Source organism: Ruminiclostridium sufflavum DSM 19573 (genome assembly GCF_003208175.1).
Lineage (GTDB): Bacteria > Bacillota > Clostridia > Acetivibrionales > DSM-1351 > Ruminiclostridium > Ruminiclostridium sufflavum.
Map to the genome: position 1 here is coordinate 49,252 of NZ_QKMR01000017.1, position 19,639 is coordinate 68,890.

A 19,639-nucleotide genomic window follows, 5' to 3' on the forward strand; every position below is an offset into this window, starting at 1 on the left:
ATTTGGTTGTTATTTCTTGTAAAAAACTTCTCATAGGAATAAAATTGAAGTAACAAAGTTGTTAATACTGTTGTGCCTATTGGGAGGCAAGGAAATTAAATGGAAACTTTTGAACAGATGGTTGAATATTTGTTGAATAGATGTGGAGATATTGTTATTAATCATTTGTGGTATATCTTACCTGTGGTAGTGGGTGCACTTTTTCGTTATGACTTATTAAGATATAGAATTTATATCCCGGAAGTGAAAGTTAAAAAGATATGTAGAGATATCGGTATCCTTGTGATTTTAACTATTATGTGGAATTTTATAAGTACAAATAAGATAGATAATAATATGGCTCTCACAGTAGGGATTCTTACGATGGTATACTTTTTTTACATAGTGGCACAAAAATGTCCTGATGGAACTACGGAAAGTTTGTTGCTAATTGTTAATAGTACAATGGTTACGACTTTGTCTTTTATGTCTTTTCCATATAGTTTGGGTTTAGCAGCTCTTACGGTAGTGCTTGCAGTACTAGCCTATAATTTCTGGAAAGACTTTGAACAGAAAAGTGATTTGTGGGAAATTATTATAATGTGTATTGAATCAGTTATAATTTCAATATATGTGACCATTAACTCAATAGAAAATATTTTAGAAGTCACTGCGTTGGTTGTCTTTGTTGAAACCGTAATTTTTATGATTAATTGTTTATTGAAATATGGAATAAAATTTCTTTGTAAAGAAGATATAGATGATTATTGGGATAAGCTTCTTGGCTTAATGTAAAGGGACTGATGGTAGCTAATAATAGAAACATTTCAGCAATAATGTAATGTTTTTATTATAGAACATTATAGGCTTTTATTATAGGCTACAGGGTAGTGCTGTTCATAAATATTTTTAGTTGCCATTAAAGTGTAAAAATGGTGTTTTCTGTTATATAATAAAAGTGTACAAGTTATTTTCTGTACACTTTTATATTTAGATTACCCTTTTTATGCTTAAGTTACCCTGCTATATATTTTCTTTTTTACGAGAAGAAATATTGGGTCAATGAGTATGGAGTATTTTAAATATAGATAAAGTCAACCAGCTGGGGGAGATAAAGTGTCTATATTTGAAAATATTAATAATAATAAATTTTTTAACCCGTTTTGCTGCCGTAATAAAGAAATTTATTTTGAATGCATAAATCAGCTTATAGAAAAGTCAAAAGAGATACCAATACTTTATGAAATTGATGCTAGAAACTGTTTGACAATATATCTCCAAAACTGTCTATATTCAATTGAAACAGAAGACATTGGTGAGGAAATAAATAGCACTAAAACTGCATCTGAGAATGCATCAGCTATATTACGTTATTTTAGAGAGTGTGGTTGGATTACACAAAAAGAAATAGGTAGGAATGGAGATAATATTGCTTCTATTGTACCTTATTGTAGAAAGGTTATTGAGGCATTACGAAGAATTTTTGATAATGATATTAATGGCTCCATTACAAATCATATTTTTTCAATATATGAGATATTGAAATCTTCACTTGAGGAAGATAATGCACGTGCTATCAGACCATATTCTAACATATTGGTTCCCCTTATAGAAAATGAGTGTGATTTGAAGAATGAATTGCTGATATTAAAGGACAGCATCCGTGAAATTATGCAGGCAGTTATAAAAATGATGGATGCAAACAGCTTTGGACAATTTCTTATAAAGGATGAGATGCTGAAAAAATTCTTCAACGATTATTTCTTTATTAAAAGAAGTGGATTAATACCAGGCTATATATCTAGAATAGATACAATGCTAAGTAAAATTAGAAGAACTGAAATGTATGATCGTATGGTTGAAGAATATAAAGAAATAAAGAATATTAGCTATTTTGTTTCTAAAGATATAGTTGACAGACAATTTAGTGAATTAGATTACTTTATTAATATTGAATATGATAAGGAAATGAACTATATAGATAAAAAAATCAATACCTATTATAATCTTTATTCTACTAGAATGTTAATGATACTAAGCAATAATACAAATTTACAGCATTATCTGAACAATATGTTAATGCAGATGAAAGAAATGCCAGCCGGAGAAAGAGAAAGTTTTCTGCAGAAAATCTCGGACAATTTCCAAGTGCAAAGTATAGGCTATATCGGCAAAAAGTCGTTTGAAAGGCGGAGAAAGATGAAAACGGATACTTCTAGTATTGGTATAGAGGATAGTGAACTTTCTGACCAAGAGAAGGAACGAATGACAAACGAGGTTTTGAAGGAAATTCCAGATCGTTTCAACTTAGAGTCCGTGAAGAAATATTTTGATAATTTAAACTTTACAAATGGAACATTATCAGTAGGCGAATACAGTATCGATACAAAAGATGATGCAATGATGGTGGCTGCGAGTATTATTTATTCCGGAACAGCAGGTTTTCCATATGAGGTGGAATTTATGGAAGGTTTCGTGGAAACGGAAGTGGCAACAATAAGTAATATTCGTATGCGGAGGAGAATGGGTGATGAGTGAATATAACTACCAAATAAATATGAAAGAGGAGAATAGCTTACTGTTTAAGAAAAGTATCAGAAAACTATTTGAGTCTACTTTTATATTAAAGGATAAGGATGAAAAGTTATATTATTATGTGTCAAAGGAATCAAACAGGCGAGATATTTCGGAGTATTTGAAAATGATTGGATTTGACATCCTAGTTAATGATAAATGTAATGTTGCCATGCTTGTAGCAAGTGAGCAAGGTGAAGATACAGTTGGACTAAAACGTGCAAATATAATTACATTTAGCACATTACAGTATCATTTACTATTGGTTCTTTGGGAAGTATATCTTGAAAATTTAGGATATGATGAGAAGAATTATGTTTCAAAAGGAGATCTGATAGATAAGATTAAATCATACGGAATTTATCCATCGGTTTCTGATTTGAAGGTTGCATTTAAATTATTTAAGAAATATAGTTTGATAAATTATGAGGAATATGATGATAGTGAGGATGCAAAAATACAATTATATCATTCATTACAGTTTGGCTGGGATATTCCACAGTTTAAAGCGGTGGTTGATGAACATTTAAAACCAGATAATTTGGATGATGAGATAGATTCCATAGAAGAGGATAAAGCAGACTACGAGGAAGAGGAGAATGACTGATGATATTGTTAAAAAATGTAAGATTAATTAATTGGTATGGATTTAGTAATATAACGGCACCAATTGGTTTTTTTACACTCATTGCCGGAAAAAACGGAAATGGAAAGTCCGTTATGCTGGATGCTATAAAATACGCAGCATACGGTGATACTGTTTTTAATAAATCTTCAGATAGCAAAGGAGCAAGGACACTTTCTTCTTACACAAGAGGATTGTTAGATGCTACAGCAAAAACATATATGCGTCCTGCGGAGAAAATGCCGAATATTTATAGTCACATTGCATTGGAATATGATGATGATGTTTTGCAGAAAAAATTTGTATTAGGTGTGATAATTGAAACGAATGTAGCGGATAGTACGCAATCATATCGCTATGTTATAGATAAAAAAGGACTCACTGAAATAGAACATTTATATAAGGAAAAAGGTATGAATAAGCCATATAGTGGGGATGAATTCCAGAAAAAATATGGTATTACACTAATGAATAAAGAAAATGGAATTCTGAAGTTCATGCAAATGACAGGGCTTAAATTGAATATCGGTCAGACAAATACTTATCTAAGAAAATTACGGGGAATTATGACATATGACCCAGAGGCCAAAATAGATAAATTTATAAAAGAAAGTGTTCTTGAAGATAAAAAAGTTGATTTTTCTAAGCTGATTGAGGCTAAAGAGAATATCGGAAAATTGAATAGGACTTTTGATCAGATTCAGGCAGAAATTGAGGAGTTGGCAAAAATAATTGATGAGTATGATGGTTATGAATCCGAAAAAAACAGGCTGTTGATTGACGATATTAAAATGGTTTATAAGACTATAATAGAATTAAAAGAGGAGATAAAGCGTCAAGGACAAGAAAAAACTTTAGCAGAGAATAAAAAAGCCGAAGCAGAAAAAACACTGAAATTTATTGCAGAGAAAGAAACTGAAACCGATAAGAAAATCAGGGAAGTAACATTGAGCTTGGATCAAATGGATTGCATGAAGCCAATTCAACAGGAAGAAGAGCACCTTACTAAACTACAAGATAAGAAGGAAGTACTGGTAAAAGAAAAGCGGAAATTGGAAGAATTTCAGTTAAAAGTAAGTGAAATTCTTGATGTTGTGTTTACTAGAGGCAGAAATGTGGATAATAAAAGTATACTTGCCTCTTTATCAGGAAATGAGTTTTCAGTTGCAGAAAAAGAAAACGAAGTACATATGCTAAAGCAGCTTATAATGGAAGAGTATGAAAAAATAATTAAGGAGTTAGTTGATGTAAATAAGCAGGCAGAACAAATTGAGTACCAGATTTTGCAGCAGTTAAGGATTCTAGAAGATTGTAAAAGAAATAGGAATGCGTACAATCAACTCCATGAATATGTTAATTTGAAAAATGAGATTAATCGCGAATTCGATAGAAGAGGCATTAAGTCAGAAGCGAAATTCGCATGCGAATATGTCCTTGCCCTTAAGGATGAGGCTTGGAGAGAATCTATAGAATCGTTTTTAGGAAGACGGAGGTACAGTATATTAGTAGAACCTGAGTATTATGACATTGCTGATAATATATTAAACAGTTCTAATAACAAGTATGCACATTTGTTTAATACTAAATTATTAATGAAGAAAAAAGTAGAGACCGAAGAAGATTCGATAGTGAAACTTCTTTCTATTAAAAATCCAGTGGCACAGAAATATTTTGATTATCAATTAGGACGCATTAAAGCTGTTAATATCAATGAAGTAAAGAATTTTGAAAATGCAATATCAAAAGAAGGCCGCGTATCTATAGGGATGGATAGCTATTTTCTACGATTTGAAATGATTCAGTACTATTATTTAGGACAAGAGACATTTGAGCTTAATAGGATAAGAGCGGAAAAGGAAATCGTAAAACTAAGGCAGGTTAAGAAGGAAGTGTTAGAACAGAGATATACATTGGAACAAAGCAAAAATCAATTGAAGGATAGCGGGGATTACTTTAAAGAGTATACTTATGATGCTTTTCAGAAATACCAAATGGTATGTACTGAAATAAAAGAATCAGAACAAGTACTGAAAAAATTAAGAGAAGCGCAGAAAGAAAACCGGGAATATATTGAGCTAAATCAGTTGAAAAGTGAGTTGCAAGAACAAATTGCAATAATCAAAAAGGATAGGGAAGAAAAATATTCAGAAAAAAGTATATTGGAAACACAAATAAATACTTTCACCAGTAGAATAAAAGAGCAGTCTGAAAAACTTGTCGGTGAAGAAAGGAGTTATTCAGAGCTTCAGATTACAGAATATACAGCGGTACAAAAAGCAACAGAGGCATACGACAAATTCATCGCAAATGGGTTAAAAGGTCTAGGTGGACTTATTGCTCCTGATACAAGAAGACGAATAAAAGACCGTATGGAGCAACACAAAAATGACCTACTGGTATTGCAAGGAGAATATAATGGAAAACGCCAGGAAGAAAGTAAACTGCCAACTGGACTTGAGTATAGAAAAGGTTATGAAAAACGGAAATCTCAAATATGGATGGATGATTTGCAAGAAGTACAACAAAAGCTAAACGAACAAACAAGAAGGTATGAGGATATTTTTAAGAACGAGTTTGTGTTAACAATACTAAAATCATGCGATAAAGCGATGGACGATCTTAAACTGATCAATGCTGAGCTTGCAAAATTGAAATTTTCAACAAAGTATCAGTTCGATGTCGATTTAGTGCAGGATGCATCGGAATATGCAAAGGTAGTTGAATATGCAAAATATTTAGATGAGAGAGAACAGTTAGGCGGAACAAAAGGACAAGCTGTGTTTAGCATGTTTACTGCCTATTCAGATGAAGATGCAGAACGACTTGAAAAAGATATTAAGGATATTATCAATGGGATTATTAATAAAAATAGGGATGAAGCAATTGAGAAATTTGCTGATTACCGAAATTATATGACATATGAGATACTAATTAATAATGATACATTTAAAAATGCGAAATTGTCAAAACAAACAGGATACAATTCTGGGGCAGAGGTGCAGATTCCGTATTTGCTTATTTTGGCTTCGGCCCTATTACTGATTTATAATGAAAAAACGAACTCAACCAGACTGGTATTTATTGATGAACCTTTTGCTAAAATGGACCCTGGAAATGTAAAGTTAATGTTGGACTTTTTGCGTAAACAAAAATTGCAGATTATTTTCTGCTCTCCGGATAAGACAGAGTCTATTGGATGCGAATGTGAGGTGATACTTCCGGTTCTCAAAGTGAGACCGGATAATATGCAGCTTGGGATTGTACAATTCCACGAGGATAAAAAATATGGAAGACTATAAAGAAAAATTGTTAAAAACCTTGGTTGAAAAATATAGAAAAAGCAAAAAAGACAGTGGGGAAAACAAGGTTTCAAAACGTACAGTGATGAAACCTACGGAGTTGTACAAGAATTATTATGACAATGATGGAGATTTGGAGACAATATATTCAATAAATGAATTGATAATCGAGTATAAGAATAAAGGTTTTATTTCTTTTGATCAAGCTGGATTTGGATATGAAATTGATAGAGTTTATCTAATAGACGAAAAAATAGAGGAAGTTGAGAACTATTTATGTAAGAACTATGAATATCAATCAAAACATGAAAAAATGCAATATATACGAAATATTATAGATAAGTATAGTGGTATAACGCCAATAGCAACAGAAGAATGTGAAAAACTTAGGATGGAATTGAATAGGAACAGAATTCCCCGTAATTTTGAACTACAAGAGGATATACTGAAGGCGCTCATATTTATTGAAAAAAATGAAATAGATATATATTTACGAGAAGCATCTATGTTTATTTATGGATCATCAAAATATTTAGAAGAAAATACATTGGATGTAGTATGCAAAATGTTAAGACACTATAAAAAAAGACCTTGCAGCGAGAATGAAATTATGGATGAAATACTACAAAACTTTCATATTACAAGAGAAGAACAAAAAATTTGCATTAAGGGAGATTGTACTATATATTTTTCAGGAACTGTATTAGAGTTAAAGTACCTAAAAAATGGTATTGAATTTAGTACAGAAGAAATAGAAAGTATTGAGAAAATTGTAGTTAATTCAGTAGAATTTGTTACAGTAGAAAATAAAACCTCATTTAATCGCTATTTGGCGGAGAATGCAGTTGTTTTTTATCTTGGGGGGTATATGACAAGATATCAAAGAAACTTTCTGTATTTGATTTATCAAAATAATAAAAAGAAGAAGTATTATCATTTTGGTGATATCGATGCGGGAGGCTTCTACATTCATGAACATTTATGTCGTATGACAGGAATCCCATTTCGGCTGAAGTATATGTCAATTGAGCAGCTAAAAGATGAGAGATACCTTAGCTGTTTACAAAAGTTAACTTACAATGATATTAAAAGGTTAAAATTACTAAGTGAAAAAGAGGATTATAAAGAGGTTGTAAGCTATATGTTACGGTATAAGGTTAAGTTAGAACAAGAAATCGTAAGTTATTACATGAGTGTTCCAAAAGAATTATACGATAAGCAGACAGCTGATAAAGTTTACGTATATTTATAGAAATACCTTCTTCAAGTTGCAACTGTTATTTAGAAAGTTATATGAAGAAATGGAAGTATAATAGCACTCAGAAGAAAAGGCAGCTATTCAGACGTAATCTAGGATGTTGTAATATGTAAAAAGACTGAATATTTGGTTGTTTTTTCTTGTGAAAAACTTCCCATAGGGGTAAAATTGAAGTATCAATGTTGTTGATACTGTTGTGCCTATTGGGAGGTAGAAATATGCTTACTGTTGAGCAGTATATTTCACAGATGAAGAAAAAGGACAAACTGGATGAATTCAATTTTCAGAATCATGCTGAAAACATGACAGCAATAATAAAGTATGTCATGGATTATTTTAATACCTATCTTAATCCTGAAGCTTATGACTATGAAAATATAAAGGTTGAACAAACTCTTTTAAAAATAGATCAAGAGATTGGTAACTCATATCCCAAAAGCAAAGATTTTATATTTCGATATTATAAAGAATCCAAAAGCCGCATAGATCGGACATTAAAAAATTACATATCTGATTTAAAATATTATAATTTATTTTACTGTAAAGAAGACTACGAAAATGCAGTTGATGCATTTTGTAATAGCTCAAAAGTAAAAGGAACTGGTGTTGAAAATTATAAAGAGGAATTGGCAGTATTAGCACAAGAGATTAAAGATAATGAGACTGAGAAGCCTTCTTTCTCAGACTACAGGTATCTTGATGATTTGTTAATAGGCTGGGTTAAGAGTACATACAGAGAATATAAAGTAAATATACTACAATATACAGAAGATTATATATGGAAATATAATGAACGATATATTGAAAGAAAGTATGCAAGGGAATCCGATACACATTACCATATTAACCGGTATAATCACAGATATAACAATAATCCATTTTCGATTGAGGAAGTGTACCGGGAGAATTGCCACCGTCCATTTATAGAAGGGAAAAAGGGTGAGCTTGAAATGATCATGATGCATGATTGGATTTTTGATCATGTAGAAGATCCAGATTACTGGTCTGAGTATGTTAATCTTTGTATATCAACTCAGAGAGTCAAAATAGTAAAAAAAATTAATACTCTGATTCCGGTAAAAGTTAAAGATATTGCATACCCTCCAGATGTTCAATGCGGTAAAACCTTTATCGAAACATTCAATGGTTTTATTAGTAATGATCCAGGTAAATCATATATCCTCAGGTTAACATATAATAAGGAAAATGACCTTATCTGGAAAGATGAAAAAGAACTAAAATGCGTTATCAGTAATTTATATGAAGCTTTTTCAAAATATTGTCCTCCTGATGTAATAGAGATATTCCCACCTATACGATCAAATAACTATGGCGAAGAAGATTTTTTTCAAAAGTATAACATATTAGAAAAAGCTATGAAAAAATATTCTAATGTGAAGATTGTTATGGTTAACGGTCCCGAGAGGTACTATTCAAAACCTAAATACCTGATGCAGACAGTTGAGGACATATTAAATATAAGAAAGACCATAAAAGAGAGAAAATATCATATGAAACTTGCAATTGATATCTCTTCGCTTTTTAAAAAGAAATGCTATGGAAATGAACTTGAAGAGAAATTGGACAAGTTAAGTGAAATAAGAAATAGTATATTGGGAATTCACTTGTCAAATATTCATGACGTTTATAGTATTTTTAGAGAAATACGAAAAGAAGATGATGTCTATTTAAATACGCATGGCTATCATCAATTTTCGGATTTTCTTGGTGGTATTTCTGCACTTTTCAATGATAATTTGCAACGTTACTTTGTTCCGGAAAGTGTAGCTGGCAGTGAAGACCTTGAGGAGCTTATAGATGTTCTATTAAGAGGAGGATTTTCATTCTGCGCAGAGGAGCAAAAATATGTATAATGAAGATGATTTTCTTAAGGAAAGAGAAAAGCTTTTTAATGAGGTGTGGAATGAGCCAATGACAACAGTCGCAAAGCGTTATGGCTTATCTGATAATGGATTGCGAAAAAGATGCATTAAGCTGGATATACCTCTTCCGCCTGTAGGCCATTGGGCAAAGCTCCAAGCAGGTAAGGAGTCGGTTCCAAAGCCTAAATTACCACCTATGAAAATAATAAAGCAAACAATAATTGATGAAGATAAAAAGCATGTTATAGAATTCGAAGATATCTGTGAAAAAACAGATAGCGAGCTTGAGAGTGCTGATGTGATGGGACTGTTAACTCCAGAATCAAAAGAGAAGTTTATACAATGGTGCCAAAAGATACAGGTTCCGAAGAAAATAGATAACTATAGCCAATTAATAAATGAATATCAAAAAGAAATTGAATATAGAAAAGCAAGAGATAAAGAGCATGTATTTCATGAGAATTTTAGATATACCGAATTCTATTGGACTACTCATTATAAAACACCATATCGTGTTAACGTAGCTATTCTGCCGATAACAGTCTCGGAAAAACAAAGCAGTCGAGCATTGAGAATAATGGACACATTAATTAGTTCGGTCAGTGAATTAGGCGGAAAGGTATATGTTAATCGTGGTGACAAGGATAATGCTACATTCACGGTTTTTAATCATGACTTTTCTTTCTATATGAATGAAATCATGATAAAGCGTAGAGAAAAACTGCTGAAATCTAATGAAGGCATTTCATATACAGAGTTCAAGCCAATGTATGAAAAGCAGTACAGTGGGCTACTGAAAATTGATTTTACTGAGCTCTCTGACAACAGGGCTAGAGAAAAATCATCCCAAAGTTTGCATTTCCAAGATTCTTTAGAGGAGCCTCTTGAAAAACAATTTGGTGAAGTTTTTATATCTTTGTTTAAAATTGCAAATGAAGCTGCAATTGCTAGATATATTGCAGAGCGAGAATACGAAAAAAGAATAAAGGAAGAACAGAGGCTGCGTGAGATTGAAGCGGAGAACTTAAGGGAAAAACAGAGAACAGAAGCAAGAAATCAACGAAGGATTAAATTTAATCAGAATATAGACCGCCATATTGATGAATGGTTTAAGTACCAGAATATTAAGAAATATATAAATGACCTAAATGAGCATTTGCCAACAATAACTGATTTAGAAGAAAAGGAAATATTAGCTGATTATCTTCTGTTATTACGAGATAAAGCGGAGAAAGCGAATCCGATTAATAATGTTATTAAAGAAATAAGATTACTTAAAGATGATGAGAGTTAAATGCTAAAGCATTTTTTTAGGTAATGATACCCCTTTATGTAATAAACGTATAGGTATTAAATGAAATGAAAAAAATCGGTTTAGGTAACAATGTGGCAAATTAAAGGATAAAAGGTATTAAATGTCGAAGAATTTATTGCAGAGATTTTAAGACAATGTATAAATAATGCATCTAGGAAGGACGAGTAAAATGCCGCGAAAAAAGGATGAACAGCCTACATATGATTACAATATTTATCAAATACCTATTGATAAGGCAGATGAATTTATCTCCTTCCTTGAAGAACGTAAATTTGAGGAGATTCCATTAAGACAAGAATTAATAGAGAATCCAGAAGGATTTGCTTTTACTCTTATGTTTTGTGATAAGGATAATCAAAAAGGCTCGCCATGGGTGAAGTTACTTTCGTCTTGTTCAGAATGTGATTTAACACAACAGCTAAAAATTTATGGAGCAGCACTAATTTGTAAAGATGCTACAACTTGTTTTGTTGTGTCGTATGGGAATGCTCATTTCTATGTAAGTAACTATTGTGATTACAATTTTGGCATATCAGTTGCTGAACGTTTAATTAATTTAGAAAGTGTTCGCGCTCAACAAAATGTTTCACACGGTAGCAAATTAAACAAGATGCATATAGATTATTTTGGTGGTGCATTTTTATCTTACAGGAGCGGCGAAATACCAACATACATTCGTGGTAAGAGTATTAATAAAAATGACTGGGGAGAATATATAAATTGCGGAACATCAGCACAATTTAAGTGGGGAGAAAAGCCACTTGAAATTGGTAAAAAGCTGAAGAGTTTAGAAACTGCTATTAAAGCCTTATCTTCAGTGTCTTTGCCAAGGTTAACACAACTTGATGATGAACAGGACTGTGATAAAATAGAAGATCTTTTTCAACAATTGGCAAAAGCAATAGATGAATATGACGAGTCAAAGCTAAAGACCAGCTTGGTAAATGTTCCCTCCTTCTATATGGTAGGTACAAAAATTGTACAGAACGATTCTATACAATTTAAAATATCTTGTAATTACAAGCGAGCTCAATATAGTGGCGAATTAAATATCATTTCTATAAAAAACTTTTTAGATGAAAAGAAACTGAATGTTTATGATGTAATTAAAGACATAAATATAGCTGTGGAATACAGTAATAACCAATGGACTAATAGTAAACCCTTAATAGATTATCTGGAATTTATTACAACAGATAATTTCTGTCTACAAAATGGCAAATGGTGCTCATTTAACTCGGCATACGTGGAACGAATATTACAGGACGCTAATAGGATTTCATTTTCAAATCATACTGATGATGATTTGAAATTTGACAAAAAAGATTTAATATCTTTTGCGAAAGCAAAGGGAATTTATAAAGATGGTGATATACAACCATATGAGACATATTATAATGAATTTTTAGCGCACAAACTAAAAGCTATTTGTGTTCACCCACAAACAGTTAGTGCAGATATAAACGCTGATGGAAGATATAAATATGAGATATGTGATTTGTTTTTAGATGGCGCAATGTATTTTGTCAAAATTGGTGCACCTGCTGATTTTGCATATGCAGTTGATCAAGCCATGCTGACATTGGATAAGGTAGAAAATAATTACGGGTTTATTGAATTACCAACAGGAGTATCAGTTGAACCAAAGGAATTTAAATTGGTCTTGATTTTTGAAAGCAGGAAAACTGTGGTAGGAAAATGGGATGACATTTTTTCAATAAACTTTTTAATACATTTATCAGAGCTTAAGCAAAGGTTAAATATTACTGACATAAAGCTAAGTGTAGATTTTTGCTATAGTTGATGTTAATCAAATTGATTGAATTATAAAAACTACCAGAAAAAAAGGAAACTGTGTATGCTTAACAAAGATTATGTTTATAAAGAGCCAGAAGAATGGACTAAAAGAAGAGATAAAATTAGGCAAGATCAAATTCCCATTGAAAACCTTCAAGAATTAGTTGAGAATGGAGCTAACGAAAGGGAAATCCAAAAAGTTATAAAACAAGATTTGTCGTTTTTATCTGATTACTTTCAATCCCCACAAGATGAGTATATTTGCTTGACTGAATTACCTATTGGAGATGATATTGTAGATTTTGTTGTATTAACTTCTCGTTCAAGAATGTTAGTGTATTTAATTGAGGTAAAGGGAGCAGATTTTTTTACAGTTAAAGCAAGCCATTATAAAGGAATGAATGCACATATTCATGATGCAGTGAAGCAAATTAGTAATCATCTAAGATACATAGATAGTAATTATGAAACGTTTAGAAATTATATACACAAAATTAGACAACAAGTAATTGATGAGAAGTATAAGCCGAATACCCTTTTAGGGCCTAAAGGGTATTTAGAAGTTGACCCTAATAAAGACATTAAAATTGAAACTGTTGTAATTGGGGGGAAATCTAAAGATGAATATACTGATAGCAGTGAGAGGACTCAGTTTGAGCGGGATAAATATTGGCTACATGTTTATTCATGGGAGTCATTTTTAAGAAGGGTTGATAAAGTTCATGGGCACTATTTTAACAAATAAATATTATGTCATTTGTTAATACAAATGTAATTTTTACTAAGAAAAGGTCATTGATTTAAAGGAGGTAAAATGCAAAAGAATATAGGAAGCAAAAGGAATATGGAAAGAAGCATTGATGTAGCAACTTGTTATAATGAAATCGCATTAAAAAACTATCAAGCAGCTTCAATTCTTTTTAATAATAGAATGTATAATGAAGCGAGTTACTTATATATTCAATCCATGGAAAAATCAGTGAAAGAGAAGATATGTAATATAATAGATTCTACTAATCCGTATTTTGGAAAAGAACTTAAGAATATTGGCCACTCAGTTGAAAAATCAATAGATTTCCTAATTAGCATTTATTGCAGAGGTGATTTGATTTTACAGGAACAAATGAAAAATCAGATATGCAATGGGATACTCAAGAATTTTCGCTTTGAGTATTTGAATAATGATTTGAGATATCCGAATTACTATGAAAAAAATAAACATTATTCTATGCTAATAATTTCTGAAACAGACTGTCGAGAGATTCAGAATATGGCTAATAATCTAAATAAATACTTAAAAGATTTAAGTAGAGTATAGGATATGATTTTAACATAGCTATTGTAGGGAGTTAAAAGCTTTCTACAACAGAACAAAAATACTTATATCTAAGGGGGACTATATTTGAATAGTAACAGAGACGAATTTCCACAAAATGTAAGAGAGACGATTGCCGAACGCGCAGGATACATATGTTCAAATCCTTTGTGCAATAGATTAACTATAGGCCCATGTGAGGAAATTGATGAGAAGTCGTCTAAACATGGCGTAGCATCACATATTTGTGCTGCAAGCCCTAAAGGACCTAGATATGATATAAATCAAACTGAGGATGAGAGAAAAAGTATTAAAAATGCTATTTGGTTATGCGGATCTTGTTCTATTTTGGTTGATAAAAATAATGGTTTGGATTATCCTAAAGAAGTTTTAAAGGAATGGAAGAAGAAACATGAAGGTATAATAAAAAAGTATCTTGAAGGCGCAGAAAAACTACGACTTAAAGGAAATCTCAATCAAGAAGAACTTACTTTAGTTAAGCATGTAGTAGCTTTTTTAGAGGATAGGGGAGCACTATTTGTAGAATTATTAGCTGAAAATAAAGAATGTGTAATTTTATCAATAAGAGAAATACGGACATTTTTAACACAAATCAAAGGTAATATTAAAGAAAGTGGTACAAGTTTAGAGGTTTTAGTTTCATTAATGATTAATGACTGTAGAACATTTATGAATACAACTTCAGTTAATTCGAATTGTGAAGATTTTATAAATCATCTGCAAATATTGAGGAATAGATTAGGTGTGAGTTTACTAAAGATTGTAGAACAGTATGAAATAAATATAGGTGAACCTTTAAATATGATTTTGCCGCAAAATAAATTTTAAATATAAGAAAATTGCGCTCAAGAATAATTAAAAGTGAACTAAACGGGGGTAAGATTGTGTTTTTAACTGGCAAAAAGGAAATTAATATCATTGAATATACTTGTACATCAGCTAGAAAAACAAGAGCAAGACTAAAAATAGATACAAGTAGCACGGTTTCTAAGAAAATAGAATTAACACCATTGAGATTAGCAGTAGCTATGGCTCGAACAATCCTTTCAGCAAAACCAAATGATATTGAATACTTGTTTCAAGGGATTAGTGCTTATTTCAATATTCAAATACTAATTGATTCCAGTAAAAAAAATTTAAGAATCAAAAATGAGTCAATTGAAAAATACAGAGACTTTTCTTTGAGTAGTAGAATTGGTGAACTTGCTCAAGGTATTAATTATTTGTTTGCGCAAGAGATTTTAAAGTATCCAATTGTATTAGATTTTCAAAACTACATAAAGACATTCAAACCAAGTGTGTCTTATTGTGGTGAAAGTCCTGATTTTATAATTTGTGGAAAGGAGAGTAACAAGATAGCTATTTTAGAGTCAAAAGGCTCATGTCCAAGTAAAATTAATTTCAAATTGAAATCTACTATTAAATATGGTCTTGAACAATGTAAATCTGCTGAAAATTTTATAAAAAAGCACACATTTCCTGTGTCTGTACAAAACTCTTACGCTTCAGGAGTTTGGTTCTCATCAAGTTCTAAGTCGTGGGAATCAGCAATTCACTTTTCTGATCCAAGTAATGACAATGAAATAGATACTCTAGACTATCATAAAATGTTAAGAATTCATTATTCAACATGGTTTACGATGCTTGGATATATAAAATTAGCAAATGAATTACTATCAGATAGTACAATAGAGATTGTTGAACCTTACAAAAGTGAAATTTATGAGGGGAATACTTATATCCTATTTGAGTCGAATTCCCTATTTTATCCGGTTTTTAAGCCTGATGGTGTGGCAAAGAGTAATTTTCTTGAGAAAAATGTTATATTCGGATTAGCGGAAAGAGTGTTGAAACTTATTCAAAGTCCCCACAGTCAGAATAGTTTAAATGAAGATACTTCGCCTATATTTTTTGAACCTATATCAAATGATGATGTAGAGTTGTTTGCAGATGGCACTATTGCATTTTATAATCATTATTAACAGCAAAGAGAAAGAATGGAACTAAAAAATGCAAAAAGTCGCCAACGATAAAAGAAGCAATAATGGTAGAATTGCTGGTGGAATTGTTTACATCAATTTTAGAAACAACAGTTAGTGAGGCAACAGCATATTTGATGAAAACAAAAGCTACATTAAAGAATTGCCTATTCGATGATAAATCAGAGTTTGGTAAAATTGATATAACCAAATCTGTACTGAATGAGACGATTGAACGTATAGTCATCAAGGATGAAAGAACTGCAACGGTGTACTTTAAATCCGGATTAATTATGGAAAAAGACTTTATCAAGACAATTGAATAATTGTTCAGAATAAAGCTCTCAAACCACAACTTGTTTGATAGTTTTATTGCGCACAATTTTTACTTACTGGTAAAGTTGTAGCAGCACTTCATGGTGCCTGACACAAATGATGGTTTCCGATGTAAAATTCGGAGGGTAGGTTTCAAAAAAGCGGAGCATTGTAACCCGTTTTTAGAGAAAAATATCCCTCCGCCAAGGCCCTATTAGGCTCTGCCTACATCATTTTTGTCTACTCAAGGCACGTAGAGACGGTTGTTTGTTTGTCCAGAAAAAATCCGGATGACAGAATAGAAATCGACTTAAACCTTGACGAGCTTGATATTACTGCTTCTGAGAGTAAGGCTACCTATGAGGAAATCAAAGACCATGTTGAGAATAATCACGGTTTGAAAGTATCAAGCCTATATATTTCGCAGGTTAAAAGAAAACTGGGTTTAGAGGTTGGTCAAAGCTACAACCTGCCAAAATCAGAAGACGCACGAGTGCCTAATTGTCCAGTTGAAAAGGAGCAAGCTATAACAGACGCATTAAAGCATTTTATGATGATATAAAGGGTTTAAGTTATTTTTTAAATCATAAAAATAATAATAGGATTTTCTAAAATAGGTGTGAACTCAGATATATATCCCAAAATAGAAGCAATATTGTAGAAAGTCACTAAAATCAATTTTGACAAAAACACCACAATTGTGCTAAACTGAAATGATTTAGTATAGTACAATTGGAGGCGTCTTTTGTGGATAAAGTAAAGTTATTAGAAAAATTCAGGGAAAAGGCAGATGAATATGCTACTGTAATAAATAATACGGGCAAAGATTATAAAGGAAAAGCTGGAGCAATAAATAAGGAAATAATGGGTTATGCTTCTAAGCGCATTGAAAAAGTATTAGAAAAGGGTCTACCATATGCAGAACAGTTAGATTCTATTTTACTTATAAATTATGTTTGCTATGTAGTCATGTTAGAATATCGTAATATGTTTTGGCCTTATGAGTACATGGCCTTTGCTCGTCGAATAGGTGAGATATGGGAACCATTTTGTAAAACCCCATTCTATTATCCTGTCAAAGAGTTGAGGTTATATAATCCTCCAAGTTTTGGAGAAATACAGAAAGCCTTACAAGATAAAATAAATAATTTGGTAAGCAGTATAGATATACCTGAAAAAGCAAAAAAGGAGTTATTGCAATACTATAATGAAGTTTGGATGTTAATAGATAGTGGCAATGTAAATTTAGGTTTAGACCTTCATTTTGAACAAGATGGTATATTCTATGACGTAGATTATAAAAGTGGTTTCAGTAGCAATGAAAAAGGAAATACTAATAGATTGTTATTAGTGGGTAGTATTTATGAATCATTACCCGACATACATAAAAATTTAATATTTGTACGACAGCCGGAAGAAGAAAATAACCATTATTTGAAGACATTAAAAAAGTCTCCATATTGGCAAGTATTTTGTGCTGATGAAGCGTATAATGCGATAGCACACTTTACAGGGTTTGACTTGAAGAAATGGATGATTGAGAATATGGATTGGGTAAATGATATAAGTCCACAGTTTAGAGAGTTTTTAAATCGTAATGCTCTATTAAAATATTTGACATGGTAATTGGTTCTGCGATACAATAGGATTACTTAAGATTTTACTTAAGTAATCCTATTGTTAATTTGGAGAAAATTATGGATAATGTTTATCGTTCTTTTTATACAAAAAATAATTACATTACAAAATACATGGTAAGTATGATTGCCCCTACTCCCTCTGATAAGATACTGGAGCCTTGTGGTGGTGATGGTGTCTTTATAGATACCATGTTAGAGTTGGGTCAAAGTCTAAATATTGATACTTGCGATTTGAATATAGAAGCAGTAGAAACCTTAAAGCGTAAATATTCATACAACGAAAAAATTAAAATAAGACTTACAGATACTCTAATGGATGAAGTTTTTGACAGATATGCAGAGAATGGGCATTATGATAAAATTGTGGGTAATCCCCCCTACGGTGGTTGGCAAGAATATGATAGACGCGATGAGTTGAAAAAGAAATATAATGGGTTCTATGTAAAGGAAACATATTCATTGTTTTTGTTGCGGTGTGTTTCGATACTTAGAAACAAAGGGGTTCTATCTTTTATTATACCTGACACCTTTTTATTTTTACATAATCATACTGCCCTTAGAAAATATCTGTTAGAAAACACAAAAATTAAAGAAATTTTGATTTTTCCAAGTAAGTTCTTCCCTGGTGTTTCTTTTGGGTATAGCAATTTAAGCATTATCACAGTAGAAAAGACGCACAGCACTCATGATGCTTTAAATAACACCTTTAATGTAATAAAGGGTTTAAAAGTAGATAGAGATATAGAACGCATAGGTTTAAGAAGTAATATTGATGATTTAGAAACCATAACCCTTACACAGAGAGATGTTTATAATAATGAACATCATGCATTTATTTTAAGTAATGATATTTTAAGTGATATTATTTCTAATTGTGAAACTAAATTAGGAGATATTGCAGAATGTGTCACAGGGATATATACAGGAAACAATCTTGGTTATATGGGTGTTGTAGATGCTTCTGTAAAAAACTCGAAGGATTATCCCGTAGTTCCTGTTGATTTAATTGATTTTAATTGTAATAGCCTACAGGGAACAGATGAAGCATATAAGTATATACCTATTATAAAAAGCTCCTCATCAACAAAATATGTTCGTATTGGCAATGATTGGCTGATAGATTGGAGTAAGGATGCAATAAAGCATTATAATACTGATAAGAAGGCAAGATTCCAGAATTCATCGTATTATTTTAGAACGGGTATAGGGTTGCCTATGGTTAAGAGTTCTAAAATAAATGCTACTCTTATGGTCAATAGGGTTTTTGACCAAAGTATTGTAGGGATTTTCCCTAAGGATGAAAAGCATTTATACTTTCTTTTAGGATTTTTGAATTCAGATATTGCTAATAAATTGATTCACTTAATAAACCCTACTGCTAATAATTCGTCTAATTACTTAAAGAAATTACCTGTCATTCTTACTGTAGATAGTGATTTAGAGTATATAACATCATTGGTTAAAACTATAGTTGAAACGGGCAATATTGATAAAGGACATGATAAAATAAATGAATATTTTAATCATTTGTTTAATATTGAATGATAAAAAATAAAAACAACTATAGCATTGACAAGGCCTGTCAAGTGGGCTAATATGGTTATGTAAGATAGCTTTAAGCGACTTGTAACCAGTGAAA

General features: G+C 31.5%; 16 protein-coding genes. All 16 read left to right on the plus strand.

Going from position 1 to position 19,639, the window contains the following annotated elements; translation table 11 throughout:
* Positions 1-99 precede the first annotated feature (99 nt).
* Positions 100-774, plus strand: coding sequence for a hypothetical protein (locus LY28_RS13810; protein WP_110462778.1), 675 nt, complete (start codon positions 100-102; stop codon positions 772-774).
* Positions 775-1,095: 321 nt separating this feature from the next.
* Positions 1,096-2,517 carry a Wadjet anti-phage system protein JetA family protein gene (locus LY28_RS13815; RefSeq protein WP_110462779.1) on the plus strand — a complete coding sequence of 474 codons (1,422 nt, stop codon included), beginning with the start codon at positions 1,096-1,098 and terminating at the stop codon, positions 2,515-2,517.
* Complete coding sequence (locus LY28_RS13820) at positions 2,510-3,160, plus strand: DUF4194 domain-containing protein (RefSeq protein ID WP_110462780.1); 651 nt, start codon at positions 2,510-2,512, stop codon at positions 3,158-3,160. The genes LY28_RS13815 and LY28_RS13820 overlap by 8 nt, the downstream gene beginning before the upstream one ends.
* Positions 3,160-6,477, plus strand: coding sequence for an SbcC/MukB-like Walker B domain-containing protein (locus LY28_RS13825; protein WP_110462781.1), 3,318 nt, complete (start codon positions 3,160-3,162; stop codon positions 6,475-6,477). Before LY28_RS13820 ends, LY28_RS13825 begins: the two co-directional genes overlap by 1 nt.
* Positions 6,464-7,729, plus strand: a complete 1,266-nt coding sequence (locus tag LY28_RS13830) for a Wadjet anti-phage system protein JetD domain-containing protein (RefSeq protein WP_110462782.1) — start codon at positions 6,464-6,466, stop codon at positions 7,727-7,729. The genes LY28_RS13825 and LY28_RS13830 overlap by 14 nt, the downstream gene beginning before the upstream one ends.
* A gap of 224 nt (positions 7,730-7,953) precedes the next feature.
* The gene (locus LY28_RS13835) at positions 7,954-9,609 is read left to right on the plus strand and encodes a hypothetical protein (RefSeq protein ID WP_110462783.1); all 1,656 of its coding nucleotides are present in this window, start codon (positions 7,954-7,956) and stop codon (positions 9,607-9,609) included.
* The gene (locus LY28_RS13840) at positions 9,602-10,912 is read left to right on the plus strand and encodes a hypothetical protein (RefSeq protein WP_110462784.1); all 1,311 of its coding nucleotides are present in this window, start codon (positions 9,602-9,604) and stop codon (positions 10,910-10,912) included. The genes LY28_RS13835 and LY28_RS13840 overlap by 8 nt, the downstream gene beginning before the upstream one ends.
* A 190-nt stretch (positions 10,913-11,102) precedes the next feature.
* Entirely contained in the window at positions 11,103-12,737 is a 1,635-nt protein-coding gene (locus LY28_RS13845) for a DUF6119 family protein (RefSeq protein WP_165835571.1), read from the plus strand.
* A 54-nt stretch (positions 12,738-12,791) separates the two neighbouring features.
* Positions 12,792-13,475 (plus strand): Shedu anti-phage system protein SduA domain-containing protein, encoded by a 684-nt coding sequence (locus LY28_RS13850; RefSeq protein ID WP_110462786.1) that lies wholly within the window; start codon positions 12,792-12,794, stop codon positions 13,473-13,475.
* Between the two features lie 69 nt (positions 13,476-13,544).
* Positions 13,545-14,048, plus strand: a complete 504-nt coding sequence (locus tag LY28_RS13855; RefSeq protein WP_110462787.1) for a HEPN domain-containing protein — start codon at positions 13,545-13,547, stop codon at positions 14,046-14,048.
* 84 nt (positions 14,049-14,132) lie between these two features.
* Complete coding sequence (locus LY28_RS13860) at positions 14,133-14,894, plus strand: hypothetical protein (RefSeq protein WP_110462788.1); 762 nt, start codon at positions 14,133-14,135, stop codon at positions 14,892-14,894.
* A gap of 56 nt (positions 14,895-14,950) precedes the next feature.
* Complete coding sequence (locus LY28_RS13865) at positions 14,951-16,048, plus strand: hypothetical protein (protein ID WP_110462789.1); 1,098 nt, start codon at positions 14,951-14,953, stop codon at positions 16,046-16,048.
* Between the two features lie 62 nt (positions 16,049-16,110).
* A complete protein-coding gene (locus LY28_RS13870; RefSeq protein WP_110462790.1) occupies positions 16,111-16,371 on the plus strand; it encodes a hypothetical protein in 261 nt (86 codons plus the stop codon).
* A gap of 260 nt (positions 16,372-16,631) precedes the next feature.
* Positions 16,632-16,922 (plus strand): 23S rRNA methyltransferase, encoded by a 291-nt coding sequence (locus LY28_RS13875; protein WP_340162545.1) that lies wholly within the window; start codon positions 16,632-16,634, stop codon positions 16,920-16,922.
* Positions 16,923-17,107: 185 nt separating this feature from the next.
* Positions 17,108-17,986 carry a hypothetical protein gene (locus tag LY28_RS13880; protein ID WP_110462791.1) on the plus strand — a complete coding sequence of 293 codons (879 nt, stop codon included), beginning with the start codon at positions 17,108-17,110 and terminating at the stop codon, positions 17,984-17,986.
* Between the two features lie 71 nt (positions 17,987-18,057).
* Positions 18,058-19,545: an HsdM family class I SAM-dependent methyltransferase gene (locus tag LY28_RS13885; RefSeq protein WP_110462792.1), complete on the plus strand. Its 1,488-nt coding sequence runs from the start codon at positions 18,058-18,060 to the stop codon at positions 19,543-19,545.
* Positions 19,546-19,639: the final 94 nt, after the last annotated feature.

What these genes read in the sequence shown, in the direction of transcription:
- LY28_RS13855 (WP_110462787.1), top strand. Translation starts at nt 13,545, where the DNA reads ATGCAAAAGAATATAGGAAGCAAAAGGAATATGGAAAGAAGCATTGAT.
- LY28_RS13830 (WP_110462782.1), top strand. Translation starts at nt 6,464, where the DNA reads ATGGAAGACTATAAAGAAAAATTGTTAAAAACCTTGGTTGAAAAATAT.
- LY28_RS13810 (WP_110462778.1), top strand. Translation starts at nt 100, where the DNA reads ATGGAAACTTTTGAACAGATGGTTGAATATTTGTTGAATAGATGTGGA.
- LY28_RS13870 (WP_110462790.1), top strand. Translation starts at nt 16,111, where the DNA reads ATGGTAGAATTGCTGGTGGAATTGTTTACATCAATTTTAGAAACAACA.
- LY28_RS13840 (WP_110462784.1), top strand. Translation starts at nt 9,602, where the DNA reads ATGTATAATGAAGATGATTTTCTTAAGGAAAGAGAAAAGCTTTTTAAT.
- LY28_RS13850 (WP_110462786.1), top strand. Translation starts at nt 12,792, where the DNA reads ATGCTTAACAAAGATTATGTTTATAAAGAGCCAGAAGAATGGACTAAA.
- LY28_RS13820 (WP_110462780.1), top strand. Translation starts at nt 2,510, where the DNA reads ATGAGTGAATATAACTACCAAATAAATATGAAAGAGGAGAATAGCTTA.
- LY28_RS13825 (WP_110462781.1), top strand. Translation starts at nt 3,160, where the DNA reads ATGATATTGTTAAAAAATGTAAGATTAATTAATTGGTATGGATTTAGT.
- LY28_RS13845 (WP_165835571.1), top strand. Translation starts at nt 11,103, where the DNA reads ATGCCGCGAAAAAAGGATGAACAGCCTACATATGATTACAATATTTAT.
- LY28_RS13885 (WP_110462792.1), top strand. Translation starts at nt 18,058, where the DNA reads ATGGATAATGTTTATCGTTCTTTTTATACAAAAAATAATTACATTACA.
- LY28_RS13835 (WP_110462783.1), top strand. Translation starts at nt 7,954, where the DNA reads ATGCTTACTGTTGAGCAGTATATTTCACAGATGAAGAAAAAGGACAAA.